Origin of the sequence: Mycobacterium sp. (assembly GCF_965230835.1) — a bacterium.
GTDB lineage: Bacteria > Actinomycetota > Actinomycetes > Mycobacteriales > Mycobacteriaceae > Mycobacterium.
The window spans coordinates 3,628,362-3,645,472 of the sequence record NZ_CBDDLW010000002.1; the positions used below are offsets into that span (position 1 = coordinate 3,628,362).

12 protein-coding genes and 1 rRNA gene are annotated in these 17,111 nt (G+C 63.0%); 6 read left to right on the plus strand and 7 right to left on the minus strand.

Annotated features, from left to right (window positions below):
• Positions 1–21 precede the first annotated feature (21 nt).
• Positions 22–135 (plus strand): 5S ribosomal RNA (gene rrf / locus ACO07W_RS17070).
• A 58-nt stretch (positions 136–193) separates the two neighbouring features.
• On the opposite strand, the gene ACO07W_RS17075 is transcribed toward rrf, so the two are convergent.
• The 3 genes from ACO07W_RS17075 to ACO07W_RS17085 form a co-directional block, all read right to left on the minus strand.
• On the minus strand, positions 194–691 hold the full coding sequence (locus ACO07W_RS17075) for a methylated-DNA--[protein]-cysteine S-methyltransferase (protein ID WP_421844921.1): 498 nt from the start codon (positions 689–691) through the stop codon (positions 194–196).
• Positions 688–2,184 carry an AlkA N-terminal domain-containing protein gene (locus tag ACO07W_RS17080; protein WP_421844922.1) on the minus strand — a complete coding sequence of 499 codons (1,497 nt, stop codon included), beginning with the start codon at positions 2,182–2,184 and terminating at the stop codon, positions 688–690. Before ACO07W_RS17080 ends, ACO07W_RS17075 begins: the two co-directional genes overlap by 4 nt.
• Positions 2,185–2,250: 66 nt before the next feature.
• Complete coding sequence (locus ACO07W_RS17085; protein WP_421844923.1) at positions 2,251–3,879, minus strand: adenylate/guanylate cyclase domain-containing protein; 1,629 nt, start codon at positions 3,877–3,879, stop codon at positions 2,251–2,253.
• Between the two features lie 44 nt (positions 3,880–3,923).
• Between ACO07W_RS17085 and nucS the strand changes: the two genes are divergently transcribed.
• Together nucS and ACO07W_RS17095 are read left to right on the plus strand one after the other, a co-directional pair.
• Positions 3,924–4,595 (plus strand): endonuclease NucS, encoded by a 672-nt coding sequence (gene nucS, locus ACO07W_RS17090; RefSeq protein WP_421844924.1) that lies wholly within the window; start codon positions 3,924–3,926, stop codon positions 4,593–4,595.
• A 22-nt stretch (positions 4,596–4,617) separates the two neighbouring features.
• The gene (locus tag ACO07W_RS17095) at positions 4,618–4,923 is read left to right on the plus strand and encodes a hypothetical protein (RefSeq protein WP_421844925.1); all 306 of its coding nucleotides are present in this window, start codon (positions 4,618–4,620) and stop codon (positions 4,921–4,923) included.
• Positions 4,924–4,946: 23 nt separating this feature from the next.
• On the opposite strand, the gene mce is transcribed toward ACO07W_RS17095, so the two are convergent.
• Entirely contained in the window at positions 4,947–5,408 is a 462-nt protein-coding gene (gene mce, locus ACO07W_RS17100) for a methylmalonyl-CoA epimerase (RefSeq protein ID WP_421844926.1), read from the minus strand.
• An 81-nt stretch (positions 5,409–5,489) separates the two neighbouring features.
• Between mce and ACO07W_RS17105 the strand changes: the two genes are divergently transcribed.
• Together ACO07W_RS17105 and ACO07W_RS17110 are read left to right on the plus strand one after the other, a co-directional pair.
• Positions 5,490–6,671 (plus strand): acetyl-CoA C-acetyltransferase, encoded by a 1,182-nt coding sequence (locus ACO07W_RS17105; protein WP_421844927.1) that lies wholly within the window; start codon positions 5,490–5,492, stop codon positions 6,669–6,671.
• 194 nt (positions 6,672–6,865) lie between these two features.
• Complete coding sequence (locus ACO07W_RS17110; RefSeq protein WP_421844928.1) at positions 6,866–7,780, plus strand: co-chaperone YbbN; 915 nt, start codon at positions 6,866–6,868, stop codon at positions 7,778–7,780.
• 86 nt (positions 7,781–7,866) lie between these two features.
• Here ACO07W_RS17110 and glgB read toward each other — a convergent pair whose 3' ends face one another.
• Both glgB and ACO07W_RS17120 read right to left on the minus strand, forming a co-directional pair.
• Entirely contained in the window at positions 7,867–10,086 is a 2,220-nt protein-coding gene (gene glgB / locus ACO07W_RS17115; RefSeq protein ID WP_421844929.1) for a 1,4-alpha-glucan branching protein GlgB, read from the minus strand.
• Positions 10,083–12,191 (minus strand): alpha-1,4-glucan--maltose-1-phosphate maltosyltransferase, encoded by a 2,109-nt coding sequence (locus ACO07W_RS17120; protein WP_421844930.1) that lies wholly within the window; start codon positions 12,189–12,191, stop codon positions 10,083–10,085. Before ACO07W_RS17120 ends, glgB begins: the two co-directional genes overlap by 4 nt.
• Before the next feature lie 201 nt (positions 12,192–12,392).
• Here ACO07W_RS17120 and glgP point away from each other — a divergent pair, with 201 nt between their 5' ends.
• Positions 12,393–15,023 (plus strand): alpha-glucan family phosphorylase, encoded by a 2,631-nt coding sequence (gene glgP, locus ACO07W_RS17125; protein ID WP_421844931.1) that lies wholly within the window; start codon positions 12,393–12,395, stop codon positions 15,021–15,023.
• Between the two features lie 14 nt (positions 15,024–15,037).
• Here glgP and ACO07W_RS17130 read toward each other — a convergent pair whose 3' ends face one another.
• Entirely contained in the window at positions 15,038–17,026 is a 1,989-nt protein-coding gene (locus ACO07W_RS17130) for an ATP-dependent DNA helicase (protein WP_421846062.1), read from the minus strand.
• Positions 17,027–17,111: the final 85 nt, after the last annotated feature.

The window sequence follows — 17,111 nt, forward strand, 5'->3', positions numbered from 1 at the left end:
CCAGAGCAAATTTCATAGAGTTACGGCGGCCATAGCGACAGGGAAACGCCCGGTCCCATTCCGAACCCGGAAGCTAAGCCTGTCAGCGCCGATGATACTGCCCAGTCCGGGTGGAAAAGTAGGACACCGCCGAACATACACAAAAACACCCCCGCAATGGGGGTGTTTTTGCATTTGTAGACTTTTGGATAAGTTAGCCGAACAACGTCATATCTGGCGATAGCTGATTTCTTTCTAGTTTGAGCAAGATTTGTTTTCGATCAAGGCCGCCGCCATAGCCGGTTAGACCACCGCTGGCGCCAATAACGCGGTGGCAAGGAACGATTATCGCGATCGGATTCCGTCCGTTAGCCAAGCCCACTGCCCGGGCGGCGTTGGGAGATCCGATTTGTTCGGCAATTTCTCCGTATGTACGCGTTTCGCCATATGGAATTGTAAGCAGTGCTTTCCAGACGCGCTGTTGGAATTCGGTGCCCCGCAATTTTAGTTCGATATCGAATTCGGTTCGCTCACCGGCGAAATAGGCACCGAGCTGGTTAGCGGCGTCCGGGAACGCGGTGGGATCCGGTGACCAGTTGGCGCGGCTCGGCTCGTAGGTCTGGTCGACCATACGTAGGTTGGTCACTACTCCGTCACGCCCGGCCAGGGTCAATTGGCCGATCGGGCTGTCGATAGTGCGATAGTGAATCATGCGATCTCCTTTGGTGGCCAGTGGTTGATCGGGTGCTCGAGGGTGGTCCACAAATGCTGGGTGGCATAGGAGCGCCAGGGGCGCCAGCTGGCGCCATACTCGATCAGGGGCAGTTCTCGCGTCGGCAGGCCCAGCTGGTTGGCAGCCAGTCGCACGCCTAGGTCGGTTGCGGGAAACGCGTCCGGGTCTCCCAGCCCCCGCATGGCGATGATCTCGGCGGTCCAAGGGCCGATGCCGGGCAGCGCAAGTAGCTGTGTACGCGCGCGTAACCAGTCGCATCCGGCGTCTAGTGCGACTTCTCCCTCGGCAAGGGCTGTGACAAGCGCTTTCAGGGTCCGCTGACGTGTCTTGGGGATGGCGAGATGGATGGGAGCGATGTCGGTGAGGCGCTCGACGCCCGGGAAGGTATGGGTCAATGAGCCGTCGGCATCGTTCACCGGCTGCCCGTAGGCGGCGACGAGTCTGCTGAGGTGGGTCTGTGCGGCTTTCGTTGACACCTGTTGGCCGAGCACCGCGCGGATCGCGAGTTCGGCTTCGTCAACGGTGCGCGGTATGCGTTGTCCGGGTGCGTTGGCGACTACCGGAGCGAGGTGAGGATCGCGGCTCAGCGCTTCGACCACTGCCTCGGGGTCCGCGTCGAGGTCAAGGAGACGTCGGCATCGCGCGGTGGCGGTGGTGAGGTCGCGGAGGTCATCGAGGACTAACGTGCAGCGGACATGATCGGCCGCTGGCGTCAAGGCGACAAGACCATGGCCCAACGGCAGTCGTAGCGTGCGGCGGTAGGTACCACCGCGCACTTCTTCGCATCCAGGGACCGCACCGGCCGCCAGATGGCCGAAGAGGCCTTCGTAGGCGAAGGGTGCACGCACCGGTAGTCGAAGTGACACCGTTCCCGGGGAGGCCGCTGTGTTGTGCGGCGCGCTGAATCGGCTCGCCGCACGGTTGCGCAGCGCCGTCGGAGTGCTGTCGCACAGCAGCCGGACGGTGTCATTGAATTGGCGGATGCTGGAAAAGCCGGCGGCAAATGCAACATCACCGAACGGAAGATCGGTGGTTTCGATCAGCACCCGTGCGGTCTGCATCCGTTGAGCGCGAGCAAGCGCCAGCGGAGCGGCTCCTACTTCCGCCTGCAGTAGCCGCTCAAGCTGACGAACGGTGTAACCGAGTTGCGCGGCAAGGCCGGTGACTCCGTCGCGGTCCACCGTGCCATCGGCGATTAGTCGCATTGCCCGAGCGACGACATCGCTGCGGACATTCCATTCAGGAGAACCTGCCGACGCGTCCGGCCGGCATCGTTTGCAGGCCCGGAAGCCCTCACGTTGAGCCGCCGCAGCGGTCGGCAGGAACACCACGTTCGAGGCAAACGGTGGCCGTACAGGGCAACTGGGTCGGCAATAGATTCGGGTGGTCAGTACAGCTGTGACGAACCAGCCGTCGAAACGGGCGTCCTTGGATTGGACCGCTCGGTAGCAGCGTTCGAAATCTTCATGCACACCTCGACAATGGCACGCGCCCAGCGGCATGCCTAGCGGAAAAACGACATCAAAGTGAGTTGGGTGCTACGAGCGGCTTGGCCTGGCTGGTTCGACCGGTTTGGCCAGCCGCGTAGGTTGGTCGTGGCCACGAAGCTTCACGTGCCTTCCCAAAGACCAATGGGATCGCTCGTTTGCAGTCGCTCCGTCCAATGCCTGCGAGGAAGCCAGGAGTTTTCCGGGTCGGGATTTTGCTAGTTCGCACAGGCGTGCTGCTTCATTGACCGGCTCTCCGATGACGGTGTACTCGAAGCGTTCTTTGGCACCGACATTGCCGGCAATGACCTGCCCCGCAGCCACGCCGATGCCAGCCCGGCACTCGGGCATCTCGTTGGCTAGCCGGTCAGCGACGGCGCGCGCGGCGGCCAGCGCCGCGTCTTCGGGACAGTCGAGATCATTGGGGGCGCCGAATATTGCCAGCGAAGCATCGCCCTCGAACTTGTTGACCAGTCCGCCGTGGCGATCGACTTCGTCGACGACTATCCCGAAGAACCGGTTGAGAAATGCCACGACATCGGCGGCAGGCTGGCTGGTCACAAGCTGTGTCGAACCGACGATGTCGACGAAAACCACCGCGACGTGGCGCTCCTCCCCGCCTAGCTTGGGTCGCGCGCGTTCGGCGGCGGCGGCGACTTCACGTCCGACGTGCCGTCCGAATAGATCGCGAACGCGTTCTCGTTCGCGCAGCCCGTCAACCATCGCATTGAAACCGCGCTGCAGCTGACCCAACTCAGTGCCATCGAACACCGCTAGGTCGCCGCGCAGATCGCCGTCCTCGACGCGCTTGAGTGCCGCGCACACCACCCATACGGGCGTCGCTGTCAGCCAGGACAGTATCCACATCAGGATGCACCCGAAGATCAACGTCGCCGCAGAGACGATCAGCACTCCTAAAGCGAATTGGGTGTTCGTAAGATTGCCCGCCCACATCTCAAAGATCGCCATCAAGACGATACCGACGACAGGAACGCCCGAGCACAGCGTCCAAACCATCATGGTGCGGCCCATAATGCCCAGCGCGACCCTCCGGGGCAGCGCGCCGGCCGCGAGCGCCTGGGCGGCCACCGGACGCAGTGCGAACTCGGTCACCATGTAGGCGCCGGTCGAGACCAGGACGCCGCAAAAAGTCACTCCTATCAGGAACCGGGGGATGAACAAGTCGTTGGCCAGGCCGTAGAGGGTCGTGAAGAGCGCGGCCCCGACTCCCCAGAGGGCCAGATCGACGATCGCGACTCGCCACGGGGCAAGGAAGGTACTGCGTTCGTCGTCGGTTGTCGGCGCGCGCCCCTCGATCGCCCAGCGCAACGCAAGGACGGTTCGTCGGGTAATCCAGTAGGCGCCGACCACCAGGGCAAGCAGGATGTAGGCCGGCGCGACTGCCGTTGTGATCCACATCGGCGCATCGTGCAGCACGCTTGGCGCGGGAATGGCGACCGTGGTCAGCAGAATCGCGAAGCCGATCCCGATCACGTTCGCAGTAGCGATCAACACGGTCAGGATGACTTGGATACGGATCCGTCGGCGGCGCTGGCTTTCCTGTGCTCTTCCCAGCAGCCACGAGCCGTATGCGGGGGTTTCCGGTAACCGGCCGCTCTGCCGGGTTAGCGTCTCGAGAACCCGGCCTAGACGTTGCTCCATGGTCTTGTTGGCCGACATGGTGGCCTCAGCCTATTTCGCCCATACGCCCTAAGGTGAGTCGGGTGCGTCTAGTCATTGCTCAGTGCACTGTCGATTACGTTGGCAGGCTTACCGCGCATCTGCCCTCCGCGCGCAGGTTGTTGCTGTTCAAAGCCGACGGGTCGGTCAGCGTGCACGCCGACGATCGTGCCTACAAACCGCTGAACTGGATGAGTCCACCGTGTTGGTTGACCGAGCAACACACCGGAGAGCCCCCGGTGTGGGTGGTCGAGAACAAGTCCGGCGAACAGTTGCGTATCACCGTCGAGGCGATCGAGCACGATTCCAGTCACAATCTGGGCGTTGACCCCGGACTGGTGAAGGACGGTGTGGAAGCCCATCTGCAGGCACTGCTGGCGGAGCATGTACAGCTGCTCGGTGAGGGGTACACCCTGGTCCGCCGTGAGTACATGACCGCCATCGGGCCTGTTGACCTGCTCTGCCGCGACGAACAGGGTGGCTCGGTCGCCGTGGAGATCAAGCGGCGCGGCGAGATTGACGGCGTGGAGCAGCTGACCCGCTACCTCGAATTGCTGAACCGAGACAGTGTTCTGGCTCCGGTGCGGGGGGTGTTTGCCGCTCAACAAATCAAGCCGCAGGCTCGCACCCTGGCTACTGATCGCGGCATCCGTTGCGTGACACTGGACTACGACCAGATGCGCGGGATTGACAGTGATGAGTACCGGCTGTTTTGAGGTGCGTGACTAGGCTAGTTGCATGGGTCGGCGTCGCAGACCGCAGCGCGCAGAGCAGCCGGTCTCACCACTGGCGAGCCTGCGGCGGGTGGAAACAGGGCCCGATGGGCTCCAGTACGAGGTGCGCCCGGTTGCCGCGGCGCGTGCCGTCAAGACCTATAGGTGTCCTGGATGCGATCACGAAATTCGTTCCGGCACTGCACATGTAGTCGCGTGGCCAGCGGATTCGCCGCTGGCTGGACCCGAAGGCATCGAAGATCGGCGACACTGGCACACCCCGTGCTGGGCGAACCGCGCGACTCGCGGGCCCACCCGCAGATGGAGTTAGCTTGTTTCGAGGCTGCCGAGCCGCTAGGAGGCCGGCTCGACCAACTCCATCAGAACCCCGCCAGCATCTTTCGGGTGAATGAAGTTGATTTTTGAGTTTGCGGTGCCGCGCCGGGGAGCGTCGTAGACCAGCCGAACACCCTGAGCGCGCAACTGACGGCAAAGGGCGTCGAGGTCGTCGACTCGAAACGCAAGCTGTTGGATACCCGGTCCGCGTTTGTCCAGAAATTTAGCTATTGCCGACGATTCGTCGATGGGGGCCATCAGCTGGATCTGGCCCGTGCCCGACCCCCCTGGCGCCGCAAGCATCGCCTCGCGGATTCCCTGGTCCTCGTTGACTTCTTCGTGCACCAGGATCATGCCGAGGTGGTCGTTGTACCACTCGATGGCTGCGTCCAAGTCGGCGACCGCGATGCCCACGTGATCGAGCCCGGTCACGAGGGAGGTGGCCAGCATGCGACGGGCATCAACTTGATCGGTCGTCATAACACAACGGTAACCTGATGGGAAAGAATCTGCTTCTCCGGGTCGCCGGATCGGCTGTTCCCATGCGTTGAGGAGGTAGTCATGACGGCGTCGGTGATCGTTGCTGGGGCAAGGACGCCAATCGGCAGGTTGATGGGTTCGCTGAAGGATTTCAGCGCCAGCGATCTGGGGGCGATTGCGATCTCCGGTGCCCTGGAAAAGGCCAAGGTGCCGGCCTCTTTGGTCGAGTACGTAATCATGGGTCAGGTGCTGACCGCGGGGGCGGGTCAGATGCCCGCGCGACAGGCGGCGATCGCCGCGGGCATTGGCTGGGACGTGCCGGCGCTGACGATCAACAAGATGTGTTTGTCCGGGATCGACTCGATCGCACTTGCTGACCAGCTCATTCGCGCTGGCGAGTTCGACGTGGTGGTGGCTGGCGGTCAGGAATCTATGTCGAAAGCGCCTCATTTGTTGACCGATAGCCGTACCGGCTACAAGTACGGCGACGTCACGGTTTTGGACCACATGGCCTATGACGGCCTGCACGACGTGTTCACCGACCAGCCGATGGGCGCTCTCACCGAGCAGCGCAACGATATCGACAAATTCACCCGCCGCGAGCAGGACGAATATGCGGCCGCGTCGCATCGAAAAGCAGCTGCGGCCTGGAAAGATGGTGTCTTCGCCGACGAAGTGATCCCGGTGAACATTCCGCAACGCAAGGGCGATCCGCTTCAGTTCAACGAAGATGAAGGAATTCGCGCCAACACCACCGCCGACTCCCTAGCCGGTCTCAAACCTGCGTTCCGCAAGGAAGGCACAATCACCGCTGGATCGGCGTCGCAGATCTCGGATGGTGCGGCCGCGGTTGTGGTGATGAACAAAGAAAAGGCCCGGGAGCTGGGGCTGACATGGCTGGCCGAGATCGGTGCTCACGGTGTGGTCGCTGGACCGGATTCCACTCTGCAGTCGCAGCCGGCCAATGCGATCAAGAAAGCACTTGACCGCGAGGGCATCTCTGCCGAGCGGCTTGATGTTGTGGAAATCAACGAGGCATTCGCCGCAGTGGCCCTGGCCTCGACCAGGGAACTCGGGGTGAACGCTGAGCTCGTGAACGTCAACGGAGGTGCGATCGCCGTGGGGCATCCCATCGGTATGTCGGGCGCGCGAATCACACTGCACGTGGCGCTTGAGCTTGCGCGCCGCGGGTCGGGCTACGGGGTTGCTGCGTTGTGCGGTGCCGGCGGTCAGGGCGATGCACTGATCCTGCGAGCTGGTTAGCCGCTATGGCTGCCGACCGGGTATAGACGTTGCTAGACGCTGCGCGATGATGCCTCGCAAATGCGGGTGTGATATCGATCATAGACGCTGATCGGGGCCGTCGAAGCGGGATTTCGGGCTGGTCGTGCGGTCGCCGTTAGGGTGTGTGCCACCGGGTGGATTGGCGTCGGTGGCGACGTGTAAGACTTGATGATGTGACGCGTCGGCGACCCCCGATCGGACCGGCTATGGCAGGTGCGGTCGATCTGTCCAGCTTGAAGCAGCGCTCTCAGCAGAACGCCGCGGCAAGTAGCGGCCCGAGCCGCGCGTCATCGTCGCAGCCGGGTGCGATCGAGGTCACCGAGGCTAATTTCGAAGAGCAGGTGATCGTTCGGTCCGAACAAATTCCGGTTGTGGTGTTGCTCTGGTCGCCGCGGAGCGACGTGTGCGTCGAGCTGCTTGACGCGCTAGCTGGGCTGGCCGCCGAAGATAACGGCAAATGGTCGCTGGCGTCGGTCAATGTCGACGCCACCCCCAGAGTGGCCCAGATCTTCGGTGTCCAGGCTGTCCCCACGGTAGTGGCTTTGGCTGCGGGGCAGCCGATCTCTAACTTTCAGGGTCCGCAACCAGCCGACCAGCTGCGACGTTGGTTGGACTCATTGCTGTCGGCGACGGCCGGCAAACTCAGTGGCGCCCCCAGCGATGAGGAATCCGCTGAAGGCGACCCAGCTTTGGAACAGGCTCGCCAGCAACTTGAAGCCGGTGATTTTGCTGCCGCGCAGAGTTCTTTTCAGGCGATCTTGGATACCGACCCAGACAGTGTCGAAGCCAAGGCGGCGCTGCGGCAGGTTGAATTCCTCACACGCGCAACGGCGCACCGCCAGGATGCCGTCCCGGCAGCGGACGCCGCCCCAGGGGACATCGAGGCCGCATTTGCGGCCGCCGACGTCCAGATTCTTAGTCAGGATGTCGTCGCGGCGTTTGAGCGTCTGATTGCTTTGGTGCGGAATACATCTGGAGATGAGCGCGCCTCGGTCCGCACTCGGCTGATCGAGCTTTTTGAGCTGTTTGACCCGGCTGATCCGGACGTGATCGCAGCTCGACGTGGTCTTGCCAACGCTCTTTACTGACGCAACGTCGAACGGTGCGCGTCCGCGAAGCCGTTGAGTCAGTTGTGCTGCGGTAGAGGTAACTCGGTTTGCCGCTGGTAGCACGGCTAGGCAGGCTCCAGCCACAACGCTGAAGAGGGCGGAAGCACCAGCACCGCCGACGCGGGACGGCCGTGCCAGGGGGTGCCGGTAGCGTCTACGCCACCGAGGTTGCCGATTCCTGAGCCGCAGTAAGCTGTCGCGTCGGTGTTGAGCACCTCACGCCAGCGGCCGATGCTCGGCAGGCCGAGTCTGTAGTTGTCGTGCGTCGAACCTGCAAAGTTGAACACGCAGGCCATGACCTGGCCGTCACTGCCGTGCCGAAGGAAGCTCAAGACGTTGTTGGCTGAGTCGTTGGCATCGATCCAGGAATAGCCTTCAGGGGTGGTGTCTTGACTCCACAGCGCCGGGTGGCTGCAGTAAACGTCGTTGATGTCACGGACGAGGCGCAAAATCCCGCGAGAAAAACCGTTCTCCTCGAGCTGGAACCAGTCCAAACCACGGTGTTCGGACCACTCGGCGCGTTGGCCGAATTCCTGGCCCATAAACAGCAGCTGCTTTCCTGGATGTGCCCACTGGTAGGCGAGCAGGCTGCGCAGCCCGGCTGCTTTGGCGTGATCATTTCCCGGCATTCGACTCCACAGCGTGCCCTTGCCGTGTACTACCTCGTCGTGGCTGAGGGGCAAGACGTAGTTCTCGCTGAACGCGTAAAGCATCGAGAATGTCATCTCGTGGTGGTGGTAGCTCCGATAAATTGGATCACGACTGAGGTAGTCGAGAGTGTCGTGCATCCAACCCATGGACCACTTCATCGAAAAACCAAGCCCGCCAATGCTGGTCGGTCGGGTTACCCCCGGCCATGACGTCGACTCCTCGGCGATGGTGACGATGCCTGGGGCCGCTTTGTGGGCGGTGGCGTTCATCTCTTGCAAAAACTCTACGGCTTCCAGGTTCTCGCGTCCGCCGTAGATGTTCGGGGTCCAGCCGCCCTCGGGGCGCGAATAGTCCAGGTAGAGCATGGACGCAACCGCATCTACGCGCAGGCCGTCGATGTGGAATTCTTCGATCCAGTACAACACGTTAGCTACCAGAAAGTTACGCACCTCTGGCCGGCCAAAATCGAAAACATACGTGCCCCAGTCGAGTTGCTCGCCACGCTTGGGATCAGAGTGCTCGTACAGCGGGGTACCGTCAAACCGACCCAGCGCCCAGGCATCCTTGGGAAAGTGCGCTGGAACCCAATCCACGATGACACCGATCCCGGCTTGGTGCAGGGCGTCGACGAGTGCCCGGAAGTCGTCGGGCGTGCCGAACCGAGACGTGGGCGCGTAGTAAGAGGTGACCTGATATCCCCAGGAACCGGCGAACGGATGCTCAGCGACAGGAAGCAGTTCTACGTGGGTAAATCGTTGTTCTACAAGATAATCAGCTAGATCGCGAGCAAGCTGGCGATAGCTCAGTCCGGGGCGCCAGGAGCCGAGGTGCACTTCGCAGGTACTCATCGGTTCGGTCACCGGATTGCGTTGCGCACGCCGAGCAAGCCAGTCGCCGTCACGCCACTCATAGCTACTCGACGTCACTCGTGACGCGCGCCGTGGTGGAATTTCGGTGCCGAAGGCGAACGGGTCGGCCCGATCGGTGACCAAGTCGTCGGCGCCGTGCACCCGGAACTTGTACAGGCCGTCGGGGGGGAAGCCCGGCCAGAACAATTCCCATACGCCCGATGAGCCCAGCACCCGCATGGGGGCGTCGTTGCCGTTCCAGCCGTTGAATTCGCCGATCAGTGCGACACCCTTGGCGTTGGGCGCCCACACCGCGAACGACACCCCAGCTACTACGCCGTCGGCGGTGGTGAACGAGCGCGGGTGTGCGCCCAGTACCTCCCAGAGGCGTTCGTGGCGGCCCTCGGCGAACAGGTGAAGGTCGAACTCGGTCACGGTGGGTAAGAAGCGGTAGGCGTCGGCCACGGTGTGCACGTCGAGCGTCTCAGTAGTGCCCTGGTAGCAGACCTGCAGCCGGTAGTCGATCAGGCCGGCAAATGGCAGCGCGACAGCGAACAAGCCCGGGTCAAGCTGCTGTAGCGGAAATCGGTCATCGCCAACGAGCGCGATGACAGCGGATGCGTGTGGACGGAATGCCCGGATAACAGTGTGATCGCCGTACTCGTGCGCGCCCAGGATTCCGTGCGGGTTGTGGTGTGTCCCGGCGCTGAGGCGCGTGAGCTCGGCGGATGCGGGCCTTAGGTGTGTCCGGGCATTCTGGCCGGAAACGTTATTGGGTCGGCTCACCTCCGTAGGCCCCTGCGGAGCAGCATGATCCGCGATTCCGGCGGAACGATTGGCATATTGACGATGTGAGCAACTGCCTGGCCAGGGTCGATACGAATGTAATTGGATTGCCCCCATTGGTAGTCCTGGCCGGATATTTCGTCGCGCACCCAAAATCGTTCGTAGGACTCCATACCCAATGCCGGCATGTCTAGCCACAGAGTCGCTTCTTCAGGCGTGAAAGCGTTGAGCGTTACCACGACCAACACGCAGTCGCCGGTGGCTGGGTCGAACTTGCTGTAGGCCAGCAGCGCGTCGTTGTCCACATGGTGAAAATGAATGGTGCGCAACTGCTGCAGGGCGGGATGAATTCGGCGAATTGCGTTGAGGCGAGCAATGAACGGCTCCAGCGATCGTCCCGAATCCAGCGCGCTGGCGAAGTCGCGAGGCCGTAGCTCGTACTTTTCAGAATCCTGGTACTCCTCGCTACCACTGCGTAGCGCTTGGTGTTCGAAAAGCTCATAGCCGGAGTAGACACCCCAGGCGGGACTCATCGTTGCCGCGAGCACCGCGCGGATGGCGAACATACCCGGGCCGTTGTGCTGGAGGACGGCATGCAGGATATCCGGGGTATTGACGAACAAGTTGGGCCTGCGATAGTCGGCGAGTTCAGCTATGCCGTTGCCGAATTCGGTGAGTTCTGTCTTGGCGGTGCGCCAGGTGAAGTAGGTGTAGGACTGGGTGAAGCCGAGTTTGGCCAGCCCATACTGTCGTGCTGGAGGGGTGAAAGCTTCGGATAGGAACAGAACGTCGGGGTCGATGGTCTTGACCTGGCCGATCAGCCAGACCCAGAAGTCGGGTGGCTTGGTATGCGGATTGTCGACCCGGAAGAACTTGACACCATGGTCGATCCAATGCCGCACCACGCGTAGAACCTCGTGGTAGAGGCCCGCGGGATCGTTGTCAAAGTTGAGCGGATAGATGTCCTGATACTTCTTCGGTGGGTTCTCGGCGTAAGCAATGGTGCCGTCCGGCAATTCGGTGAACCACTGTCGGTTATTGGTGGCCCATGGATGGTCTGGTGCGCATTGCAGAGCCAGGTCCAAAGCCACTTCCATGCCCAGGTCGCGCGCCGTGGCCACGAACTCATCGAAGTCGGTGAGGTTCCCCAAGTCCGGATGAACAGCATCGTGGCCACCGTCGTCGCTCCCGATCGCCCAGGGAGATCCCACGTCGCCGGTTGCGGCGGTGGGGGTGTTATTGCGGCCTTTGCGATGTACTTTGCCGATGGGATGTATCGGGGGCAGGTACACCACGTCAAAACCCATCTCGGCTATACGCGGAAGCGCCGCCGAGGCGGTCGCGAAGGTGCCGTGTATCGGTATGCCGTTCTCGTCCCGCCCGCCGGTCGAGCGCGGAAACATTTCGTACCATGCGCCGAAGCGCGCCAACGGGCGGTCTACCCAAACGTCGAACCGCTTGCCCCGCGTAACCAGATCCCGCAGCGGATAGACAGTCAGGAGTTCGTCGATTTCCGACGTCAGGGCCAGCGCGGTACGAGTCACCGGATCGCCGGGTTCACGCAAAGCCGCTGCAACCGACAGTAGCCGAGCGCGGTGCGCGCGTGGCACACCCGTCGCCGCGCGCTCAAACAGCGCGGCGCCTATCAGCAGATCGTTGAACAGTTCCTCCTCGCCTTGACCAGCGTCCAGCTTGGCGATTAGCCCATGACGCCACGTGCGGATCGGATCGCCCCAGCCGTCGATTCTGAAGGTCCACAAGCCCACGCTGTCCGGGGCGAATTGGGCGTGGAATCTAAAGGGTTCTTGGCCCATTGTCATGGGAATCGGAATAGGTTTGACGCGAGGCGGCTGAGCGGCCGGGAGATGTTGCGCGACAGCCGGCTCTGATGCCGGGGCTCGCACCGCATGTGCCCGCCGGCCGTCGGTGGGGTGCGGGTAACGCGGCCCGAGATAGCGCACCACCAGTGTCGCCGCGACTGCCTCGTGGCCTTCTCGCCATACCGTCGCGCTGACCGGGACTATCTCACCGACCACTGCTTTGGCCGGGTACGCGCCGCACGATACAACGGGCGCGACGTCATCGATCTCGACGCGACCGGGCACCCACCACTCCGTTCCGATTGCCCGGCTTCTTCTCGGCCCGCTGCGCGGTTCGCGTCGTAACCGGGGTGTACTCCGCGTGTTGTTGTCCTTTTGCTCGTCTCGTTGCGCCTACAACCACCCTAGTGTCCGATCGTGGTCACCGGGGCGAAGCCGTCACGAGGTAGCCTGCAGGCAGCCGAATGCGCAGTAAGGTAAAGACGTGTGAAAGCCCTACGCCGGTTTACCGTCAGCGCCCATCTTCCGGACCGTCTGACCGCCCTTGACCAGCTGTCGACCAACCTGCGGTGGTCATGGGAGCAGCCGGTACAAGATCTCTTCGCGACCATAGACCCGGCCTTGTGGGTGGATTGTGGCAATGATCCGCTGGCGCTGTTGGGTTCGGTTAGTCCCGCGAGACTTGACGAATTGGCGCTCGATAGAGAGTTTCTGAGCCGCCTCGATCAGTTGGCGGCTGATTTGGACGACTACCGCAGTCGTGCGTTGTGGTATCAGCAGCAGGAAGAAGAGATCGGAGTTTCAGGGCCAACTTTGCCGACCGGTATCGCGTACTTCTCGATGGAGTTCGGTGTCGCCGAGGTGTTGCCCAACTACTCCGGTGGCCTCGGCATCCTCGCCGGTGACCACCTGAAAGCCGCCTCTGATCTAGGGGTGCCGTTGATCGCGGTTGGCCTGTACTACCGGTCTGGCTATTTCCGCCAGTCGCTCACCACAGATGGCTGGCAGCACGAAACATATCCCTTGCTGGACCCGCAGGGGTTGCCGTTGCGTCTGCTCACCGATGTCAACGGTGATCCGGTGCTGGTGGAACTGGCCCTGCCGGACTCGGCGCGGCTGCGAGCCCGGATCTGGGTCGCGCAGGTGGGGCGTGTTCCGCTGCTCCTGCTGGACTCCGATGTCCCGGAGAACGAGCACGATCTACGCGGCGTTACGGATCGCCTCTACGGTGGTGATCAGGAACATCGGATTCGGCAAGAAATCCTGGCCGGGGTCGGTGGAGTGCGGGCGGTGCGCGCGTTCACCACGATTGCGGGATTGCCGGCGCCCGAGGTGTTCCACATGAACGAGGGGCATGCCGGATTCCTGGGCGTGGAACGAATTCGCGAACTGATCACCGATTCCGGGCTGGACTTCGACACCGCGTTGACGGTCGTGCGGTCCAGCACGGTGTTCACCACTCACACGCCGGTGCCGGCCGGCATCGACCGGTTCCCGGTGGACATGGTGCGCCGCTACCTTGGGGACGACGTCGCTGGTGACGGGGTGTCCACACTACTGCCTGGAGTGCCGACCGAGCGGGTCATGGCGCTCGGCGCCGAAGGCGATCCGGTCACGTTCAACATGGCTCACATGGGTCTGCGCTTGGCTCAACGGGCCAACGGTGTGTCGTTGCTGCATGGTCGGGTGAGTCGGGACATGTTCAATGATCTGTGGCCGGGTTTCGACTCCGGAGAGGTCCCGATCGGGTCGATCACCAACGGCGTACACGCACGTACCTGGGCGGCGCCGCAGTGGTTGCAGCTGGGCAGCGAGCTGGCCGGACCTGGTTCGTTCAGTGAGCCTGGTGAATGGCCGCGGTTGCGGCAAGTCGATCCTGGCCATCTGTGGTGGATTCGCTCGCAGCTGCGCTCGCAACTAATCGCAGATGTCCGGGCGCGCCTGCGGCGTTCGTGGCTGGAGCGTGGCGCTTCGGACGCCGAATTAGGTTGGATTGCTGAGGCTTTCGATCCGGATGTGCTTACCGTTGGTTTTGCCAGGCGGGTCCCGACGTACAAGCGGCTGACACTGATGCTGCGAGATCCGGATCGGCTTGAGCGCCTGTTGTTGGACCAGCACCGACCGATCCAGCTGATTGTCGCCGGGAAATCACATCCGGCTGACGAAGCCGGCAAGGCGCTGATTCAGCAGGTGGTTCAGTTCGCCGATCGGCCCCAGCTGCGCCACCGCATCGCTTTCCTGCCCAACTACGACATGTCAATGGCCCGGTTGTTGTACTGGGGCTGCGATGTATGGCTCAACAACCCGCTTCGGCCGCTGGAGGCCTGCGGTACCTCAGGAATGAAGAGCGCGCTCAATGGCGGGTTGAATCTGTCCATCCGCGACGGTTGGTGGGACGAGTGCTACGACGGTGAAAACGGTTGGGAGATACCGTCTGCGGACGGTGTGGCCGACGAGGACCGTCGCGATGACCTGGAGTCCAGCGCTCTGTATGACCTGCTAGAGCAGTCGGTCACGCCCAAGTTCTACGAGCGGAACGAACACGGGGTGCCGCCGCGGTGGATCGAAATGGTGCGCCATACCCTGCAGACACTTGGTCCGAAAGTTTCGGCTTCTCGGATGGTGCGCGACTATGTTGAGCGCTACTACACGCCGGCGGCGCATTCGCTGCGGCAGATCGCGGGGCAACCAGAAGGCAGCGAAAACACTTGGTGCGGTGCCCACTTTGATTCAGCGCGGGAGTTGGCCGCCTATCGCCGACGTGTCGAGGAAGCGTGGCCGCGGATCGACATCACCGATGTCGACAGCACCGGGCTGCCGGATACTCCGCTTCTCGGGTCGAAGTTGACCCTGACCGCCAGCGTATGTCTAGCGGGTTTGGAGCACGGCGAAGTGACGGTGCAGGCAGTGCTGGGCAGGGTCGACGCAGGCGACGTGTTGCTGGATCCAGTCACTGTCGAAATGTCGCACACAGGCACCGCTGAGGGCGGAAAGCAGATCTTCTCCACGACAACGCCGTTGCCGTTGGCGGGGGCGGTCGGCTACACGGTGCGAGTGTTGCCTCGCCATCCGATGCTCGCTTCCGGTAACGAACTCGGGCTGGTGGCGCTGGCTTGAGGGCTGTCGCCGGGTCAGGCCGGTGTGCTGTCGGCTTGCGCGGACAAACGGGCAAGCGCCGCGCGGACTTGTGCGGCGTCGGTGGTTTGCCAAAATGGCGGCAACGAGGCGCGCAGGTAACCGGCGTACCTGGCGGTGACCATCCGCGAGTCCAGCACTGCAATAACACCGCGGTCTGTGACGCGGCGCAACAGCCGGCCCGATCCCTGCGCCAGCAACAGCGCGGCGTGGCTCGCGGCGACGGCCATGAACCCGTTGCCGCCGGTGGCCGCCACCGCTCGCTGTCGTGCGCTGAGCAGCGGGTCGTCAGGCCGGGGAAACGGGATGCGATCGATGAGTACCAATGACAGAGATGGCCCCGGAACGTCGACGCCCTGCCACAGCGATAGCGTACCGAACAGGGAAGTCGCGGCGTCTTCGGCGAACTGTTCAACGAGGGTGGACGTGCTGTCGTCGCCCTGGCACAACACCGGTGTGGACAGCCGGTTGCGCATGGCCTCGGCGGTGGCCCGGGCGGCGCGCATCGAGGAGAACAGGCCCAGGGTGCGTCCTCCGGCCGCAGCGATGAGTTCTGCTACCTCGGTCAGCTGTTCGGCCGATCCGGCGCTGTCGCGGCCAGGTGGAGGGAGATGGGCGGCCACGTAGAGTATGCCCGACGTGGCGTGGTGGAACGGCGATCCGACATCAAGCCCGCGCCAGGCGGTGTCCTGGCTGGTTTCTCTCCCGGTGAGGCCCCAGGCCGCGGCCATCGGCTCAAATGACCCGCCGATTGTCAGCGTCGCCGACGTCAACGTGGTCGTCGACCGGGCGAACACCTCAGTTGCCAGCAGTCCGGCCACCGAAAGCGGGGCCACCCGCAGCACGGCGCGCGGTGCACCGCGGTTGTCCTCATGGTCGACCCAAACGACATCGGTGCGATCGGGGATTGCGCGAGTAAATGACGTCAGGATCCGTGCCGCGGTGTCGCAGATCTCGGTCATCAGCGCGGCTGCTTCGGCGCGTGCTGCTGCGGCCTTCGCGTCGTTGGTGCTGTCGATCGCCGAGCGCGCAGCGTGGGCTGCGTCGCGCAGCGCGGCCAGGTATGTGGTCGTTTCCTCGTCGAGATGATCCATGCGGCCCGGTGTCGCATCGTGGATCGCTGCGGCGAGGGTTGCAGACGTCGCCTCCAGTCGCTGGGTCAATTCCGGACTCACCAATCGCGTGACGCGCCGGGCGGCGACACCGAGGTTCGCCGACGTCAGTTCAGCGGTGGCCACCGAGGTGACCCGATCGACCAACTCGTGTGCTTCGTCGACGACCAGCAGCGTATGTTCGGGCAGCACCGCCGACTCGGCTACGGCATCAATGGCCAGTAGCGCGTGATTGGTGACGACGATGTCGGCCGCGCCAGCTCGGCCACGCGCTCGTTCAGAGAAGCACTCCGAGCCAAACGGACAGCGAGCCACACCGATGCATTCCCGCGCGGTAACGCTGACTTGGGACCAGGACCGATCCGACACGCCAGGCTTGAGGTCGTCGCGGTCGCCGGACTCTGTCGTCGACGCCCAGGCCGTAAGTCGCTGCACGTCGCGGCCCAAGGTCGTGACCGCCATCGAGTCGAAAAGTTCCTCCTGCGGGCGGTCCTGAGCGCCGGTGGAGTCCGGCTCCGTTGAACCACTAGAAGTGCTGCCGTGGATCTTGTTCAGACACAGGTAGTTTCGACGGCCTTTGAGCAACGCGAATGTCGGCCGTCGGGGAAGGTAGCCAGCAAGCGAATCAGCCAGCCGAGGAAGATCGCGGTCGACAAGTTGGCGCTGCAAGGCGATAGTCGCTGTCGAAACCACAACCGGTGCGTCGCCGCGGACGGAATGGACAATCGCTGGAACCAGGTACGCCAGCGACTTGCCGGTGCCGGTGCCGGCTTGGACGACCAGGTGCTCGCCGGTTTCGAAGGCATGGGCCACCGCGGTGGCCATTTCTATCTGGCCGCGGCGTTCGGTGCCGCCGAGCGCGGCCACCGCCATGGCCAGCAACCTGGGCACGGACACAGACACGTCGGGCGTGGGCTGCTCCCTTGCCTATCGGGGTCTGGGGTCGTCGGACCCGTAA

Coding starts and splice junctions, on each gene's coding strand:
- ACO07W_RS17105 (WP_421844927.1), top strand. CDS start 5,490: ATGACGGCGTCGGTGATCGTTGCTGGGGCAAGGACGCCAATCGGCAGG.
- ACO07W_RS17075 (WP_421844921.1), bottom strand. CDS start 691: ATGATTCACTATCGCACTATCGACAGCCCGATCGGCCAATTGACCCTG.
- mce (WP_421844926.1), bottom strand. CDS start 5,408: ATGACGACCGATCAAGTTGATGCCCGTCGCATGCTGGCCACCTCCCTC.
- ACO07W_RS17095 (WP_421844925.1), top strand. CDS start 4,618: ATGGGTCGGCGTCGCAGACCGCAGCGCGCAGAGCAGCCGGTCTCACCA.
- ACO07W_RS17130 (WP_421846062.1), bottom strand. CDS start 17,026: ATGGCGGTGGCCGCGCTCGGCGGCACCGAACGCCGCGGCCAGATAGAA.
- ACO07W_RS17085 (WP_421844923.1), bottom strand. CDS start 3,879: ATGTCGGCCAACAAGACCATGGAGCAACGTCTAGGCCGGGTTCTCGAG.